Below are 6,206 nucleotides of genomic sequence, written 5' to 3'. Positions count from 1 at the left end.
TCTGTTTATCCGATGACTACCCACTCTAATACTCCCATCTTCTTAAAAGTGGGAGTAAAGAGTGGCTACGACCCTGGATAACGATTTCTAAAGCTTCGAAGAAGCTAAGAACTCTGTTTATGCTAAATCCTTTTTATTATAAATAGCATAAGTAGTTACAATAGATATAACTATTATTCCAAAGCCTAAAAGTACATATTTCATTTCAAAACCATTCCTTAGTAACTTAGCTGGAACTACATAGTCAAAGGGTGATAAATATAGAAATCCTTCTAATTCATCTTTCATCTTTCCTATGATTCCAAATATATAAGTGGTAAAGAATACTCCTAGTGCAATGGATGTCCCTTGCTTACTAAATTTTATTATAACTGATAATAAAAATCCTAGAGCCATAAATATATATCCCAGAAAAGCCATTCCTATAAATAGAGTTTTTATATCCATGAGTAGTGCCATAGTTTCAATCTCTTCTGGCTTTACAGCCATAGAAATTCCCATAGTTACAGCTCCAACTATAACAATAAATAGATAAAATATAATTGCAGAGGAAAGTAATTTTGAAGTTACTATTTTACTTCTTGTAATTGGCTTAGAGTATAAAAACTCAATGGTACCTTCACTTTCTTCTTTTACTAAAGCAGATATTCCAAGAATTATTCCATATATTCCAGCTGCCATAGATATATATTGAATTGCATATGCTAGATAATCTGAAACATTTCCAAAATCTACAGCATCCTCAAGATTAAACGCCTCTAATAATGCCGGTGGTAGAGCATCCATCTTTGTAGCAACAATTTCTTGCATTCCACTATCCTTCATGCTAGGAAATAATGCCATAAACATAATGACTAGTCCTACACATACCACAGACCAAATAATAGCAGATTTTAATAGTCTTCTAAATTCAAATTTGAATACATTCATTCTAATTCTCCCCTTTCCTCTTATAATAATCCATAAAAGTATCCTCTAGAGTATGCTCGCCTATGAGTAACTTCTCCACATTAAACTTAGCTATTTCTTTAATTAATTCATCAATATTGCCTATAAAGCTAAAGGTTATTTCGCCTTTATTGTTTTCTATAATTTCACCCTTAAGTTCTTGAACCTTGTTATTATCTATCCCTTTAGCTTTTAATGTGACTTTTACTCCTGACTTTCTCGCAATCTTATCGATTTCAATTACATCAACAATTCTTCCATCTTTTATTACTGCAACCCTATCACATAGATTTTCAACTTCAACTAAATTATGAGAAGATAAAAATATAGTGGTTCCCTTTGCTCTCTGTTTTTCTAGTATATTGAAAAGTTTTTTCTGTATAAGTGGATCTAGTCCATTAGTAGGCTCATCTAGAATTAAAATCTTAGGATTATGAATAAGTGCTTGCACTATAGCTACCTTTTTCTTGTTTCCAAGACTCAATTCACTCATTTTTTTATCTAGCTCTACCTCTAGTTCTTTACATAGTTCATCTATATCTTGCTTATTAGAATTTTCATAAAAACTCTCAGCATATTTTATAATATTTTTCACTTTTGATTCATCATAAAATTTTACTTCACTAGGCACATAACCAATGTACTTTTTTATTTCACTACTTTCTTTAACTATATCCTTTCCAAGGATTTTTCCACCTCCAGAAGTAGGAAAAATTAAATTTAAAAGTGTTCTTATGGTAGTAGATTTCCCTGCTCCATTAGGACCTACAAATCCAAAGATTTCCCCCTCTTTAACCTGTAAATTGACCTCTACTATTCCACGACTTTTCCCATAACTCTTTGTTAAATTATTAGTTTCAATTATATTCATTGCTATCCTCCTATTTATCATCAAACTTTGAACTTTTATATAATCTCAATTTTTCATTAAATCTTTCTCCTGAAAACTTGTTATATAATGCAATAGACCCAGTAAATGAAACAAAGCATACAGTAAATATACTTAATGCAATAGTGAAATTATTACCAATACTTAAGTCGAACCAATTAAATATCCTAGCTAATATATAACCTATAAAAACAAGTAATATATAGTGAATAATTATCTTAATCCAAGTATTTACCTTCTTCAATATATTAGATACATATATAACATATTGAAGAAGAGTTAAAATTATAGATATAAATATCATCTGCCATACTAAACTAAGATGAATACTTTCTTCCCCTAAAAAAGGAGCGATGAGAGTATAAATAACAACTTGAGATGTAAAGAACATGCATGCTATTATCTTTATTTCTAATGTATTCTTAAAAAATTCCTTCATACTATCTTCCTCCTATAAATCTAATTTATTTTTTAAGATGGGTACATACTGTCTTGAAACTACTAGCTTTTCATCATTATCTAAAAGTATCTCTATTCGACCTCCAAACATAGGGACTATATTTTTTACCTTTCGCAGATTTATAATTGTAGATTTAGAAGCTCTAAAAAAATCTGTATTTTTAAGCCTTTCTTCTAATTCGTACAGTCTTGAATGTGTCTCAAAAACTTCTTTATCCATATAAATAAATGTCTTTTTATCAACTGATTCAAAGTAAAATATATCATTTGTATCTAAAATAAATATCTTTCCATCTTTATTCCCTGTTATTTTTTCTTCTAAGGCTTTAAGTTTAGATATAATTCTTGACACATTTCCATCTATTGTTTTACAGTTAATTACTATTTCTATAGCTTCAATATCTTCAACTTCATTTATTATAATCTTCATTTAACGCCTTCCTTTCTATACAAGCTTTTTAAGTAACTTTTAAATTTGTATTAACTTTAATCTATAATTTGAGTATATTCTTTAAATTTTCTTAAGACAATCATATCTTTCTAAGTTGCATAAATCCTATGCTAAGTTGCATAGGAAAAAACTTCACCCTAAAGCCAACTAGCTTTAGGGTGAAGTTTTTTTGAATTTATTATTATTTATTTTCAAGATTTATTTTAACTTAACGTTAAAACAGTTTTAAATCTATTATGATATACTAGTTTTAGTTTTGCTATTTACTTTCCTTGCAGCTTTTCTCTTTTCTGTTTCATCTACTACTAAAGCTGCCACTGCAGAACCTGTAACATTAGTTGCTGTTCTCATCATATCAATTATCGTGTCAACTGCAATTACCATGGCCATACCTTCTATTGGTAATCCTAATGTTGCTAATACTACTGTAGTAGACATAGTTGCTGCTCCTGGAACACCTGCAATACCTATTGAGGATATTATAGTAGTTAATACTATTAAAATATATGAGTAAATTGTCATATCCACATTAAATACATTAGCAACAAATATAGCTACTATAGCTGGATATAATCCCCCACAACCATTCATTCCTATAGTTGATCCGAGTGGTGCCACAAAGCTAGCAATATTTTCAGAAACTCCAGCTCCTTCAACTAAAGATTTTATAGTAACTGGTAGTGTTCCATAACTACTTTGACTTGTAAAAGCCATAGTTTGAGCTGGTAAAATTCCCTTAAAGAATTTTAAAGGACTCTTCTTTGCTACAAAGGCAACAAGCGGAATATAAACAATTATAAATTGAAGTATGCAAGCTATATAAACTGCTGCTATAACCCATATTAAAGATTTAATAGTCTCTAACCCATTACTTGCTACAGTCTTTGCAATTAAAGCAAAAACTCCATAAGGTATAAATTTTAATACTATTTCAGTTATTCTTGATACTATAGCATGAGCTGATAATACAAAATCTTTAAAAGGTTTTGCTTTAGATGGATTTATATTATCTTCCATAACTAAAGCTATGGCTACAAACAGTGAGAATATAACTATTGGAATTATTCTATTATCTACTATAGCTGCTACCGGATTTGATGGTAACATATCCATTAATACTTTAGTAAATTTAGGTATTTCTCTAGCTACAAAGTCTTCTGCTCCTTCAAAAATCAAACCTTGTCCTAAGTTAAATACTTTAGCTACTACAATTCCTATTGATGCTGCTATACCCGTAGTTCCTAATAATATTACTAGTGTTTTTGTTCCTATAGATTTTAATGTATCTAGATTCTTAAGTCTAACTATACTAGTAATTAATGAAACCATAACTAAAGGTACAATTATCATCTTAATTAATGACATATAACCTTTACCAACCATATCTAAAAATAAAATATTTTCCTTGAATATTGCTCCTAAAATAACTCCTAATGCTAATGCTACTAATGTGGCATAACCACGATTATTAGTTTTTTCTTTAACGGCATATATGATAAACATTGCTAGTACTGATAGTATTACTGCTAATATTAAATTTATATTCATCTTTAATTCTCCTTTTATTTTTTATTTTAGTAATTTTGAATTTATTTACAATGATTTCAATATGGAATCATTATTTTGTTTATTCTTTGCTGGCCAGCAAAATAAGATAAGCCAATAATTATTTACATTAACTTATAAAACAAAAAACCTTCTGCCCCTGTAATATACAGAGGCAGAAGGTATACTTCCGCGGTTCCACTCTTATTAGATATAAAAATATCCATCTCATTTTGGGTACTTATATACCCTAACTCTATAATGGGAGTTCCCATAAAAACCTACTTATTTCGGCTTTTCTGCTCCAAGGGGCACTTCACTAATACTTATTATAGGTTATCTCAGCACACTAACCCTCTCTGTAATAACTTATATTACTTACTTTCCCTTTTCGTTGCATTTGTAAATTCATATTCAACTGTTATCATAATATATTATTTTATTTTATTAGTCAATACATTTTATTCATGAAATTTTTTCCTAACATGTTTAATGTATCTGATACTTCTTATTTCATAGTTTCAATAACACTCTTATTTTTGTTCTATCTATAAGGCACTATCAAATAAATAATAGATCAGTTTTCTCGCCTATTTGCCACGAATACTGCGTCGTTAAAATCCTGTCATAGCGCCACTATGACAGGANNTGACAAATATACTTCGAATCTTTGGTCTATTATTTATTTTTCATGTGCCTAATACAATTTTACTACCATCTACTAAAATGCTTATTTTGCACTTAGGATTTTTAAGAGTGAATAATTTTAATATATTATATGATACATCATCAATATTGGTCATATTTTTAATATGAATATCCACCAAAAAAATTTTTTCAATATACAAAAGTAAACTTTCAAGGGAAAAATAAATTCTATTCTCCTCATTATGATGGTTTAAATTATCTTCAACTCTTAAATTTTTATTTATTAATAATACCTTTGGCTGTATTCTTAAAAGATCTTTTAGAATAAATTCATCTAAGTCTATTAACTGTTCAATAGAATACAACTTGATAATTTCTTCTACTATGCATGATATAATAAAATATTTGATCTTATTTACAGGATAACACTCCACAACTATACTATTCTTTGCACTATTATCTTTAACTTTAGCTACCTTAGATAAATTTGTTGCTACTTGTTTACTATGGCAAATAACATTTCTGTAATATTCTATAACCTCTTCATTAGGACGTATATTTAATTCTTCCCTTAAAATATATTCACATTTCTCATATTCCTTTAATGCAGTCTGTGCATTGTTAGTTTGTATATGTAACTTCATTAACTCCAAATAAACATCTTCCCTATAAGGATTAATCTTTAACACTTCATTTAATACTAAAATAGACTCATTATACATATTGCTTTTTGAATATAACTTAGCTAATTTAAGTAGTAATGTACTATAAGACTCCTGATATTTTTCTCTTTCATAAAAAATCCAATCATTAAAATCAGGACAATTCTTTAAATAAAATCCTTCAAGAAATTCTCCACTATAAATCTCCTTGCACTTTTCTAAAGCCAATATAGGATTTTCTTCAGCAGTGAAATTTTCTATTATGAAGTTGAAATCTAGAACATCTATATAATAGTCAAAGTCTGGATTTATCATGCAACTATCCTTAGAACTAATAAATAAATCACAATCTCCATGATTAAATATTTTACGCAATACCCAAAGACTATACCTTAGATTATACCTTGCATTCTCAATAGTAGTATTATTCCAGAAAAATGTACAAAGTCTATCTCTAGTAAACTTTTTACCTTTATTAGTGCACAAAAAACAAAGTAAACCTATAGCTTTATTGCTAAGTTTATCAGTTACATTTACACCATCTACTCTTATGTCTACTTCACCTAAAAGGCATATATGACCTCTACTCAATATCTATCACCTA

Annotated in this window: 6 protein-coding genes and 1 other annotated feature; all 6 genes read right to left on the bottom strand. The window is 28.6% G+C overall.

What is annotated here, in order from left to right; translation table 11 throughout:
• Positions 1-117: 117 nt before the first annotated feature.
• Entirely contained in the window at positions 118-930 is an 813-nt protein-coding gene (locus B3W71_RS14365) for an ABC transporter permease subunit (protein ID WP_346889623.1), read from the bottom strand.
• Between the two features lies 1 nt (position 931).
• Positions 932-1,819 carry an ABC transporter ATP-binding protein gene (locus B3W71_RS14360; RefSeq protein WP_346889622.1) on the bottom strand — a complete coding sequence of 296 codons (888 nt, stop codon included), beginning with the start codon at positions 1,817-1,819 and terminating at the stop codon, positions 932-934.
• Positions 1,820-1,829: 10 nt separating this feature from the next.
• On the bottom strand, positions 1,830-2,276 hold the full coding sequence (locus tag B3W71_RS14355) for a hypothetical protein (RefSeq protein WP_346889621.1): 447 nt from the start codon (positions 2,274-2,276) through the stop codon (positions 1,830-1,832).
• 12 nt (positions 2,277-2,288) lie between these two features.
• A complete protein-coding gene (locus B3W71_RS14350) occupies positions 2,289-2,726 on the bottom strand; it encodes a LytTR family DNA-binding domain-containing protein (RefSeq protein WP_346889620.1) in 438 nt (145 codons plus the stop codon).
• 255 nt (positions 2,727-2,981) lie between these two features.
• Positions 2,982-4,295 (bottom strand): dicarboxylate/amino acid:cation symporter, encoded by a 1,314-nt coding sequence (locus B3W71_RS14345; protein ID WP_346889619.1) that lies wholly within the window; start codon positions 4,293-4,295, stop codon positions 2,982-2,984.
• 165 nt (positions 4,296-4,460) lie between these two features.
• Positions 4,461-4,696 (bottom strand) — a binding site (T-box leader).
• Between the two features lie 285 nt (positions 4,697-4,981).
• Entirely contained in the window at positions 4,982-6,193 is a 1,212-nt protein-coding gene (locus B3W71_RS14340) for an AfsR/SARP family transcriptional regulator (protein WP_346889618.1), read from the bottom strand.
• Positions 6,194-6,206: the final 13 nt, after the last annotated feature.

Source organism: Clostridium sp. UBA1056, from assembly GCA_002316385.1.
In the GTDB taxonomy this organism is placed as follows: Bacteria; Bacillota; Clostridia; order Clostridiales; family Clostridiaceae; genus Clostridium_J.
This window is presented reverse-complemented; position numbering and strand designations above follow the sequence as displayed.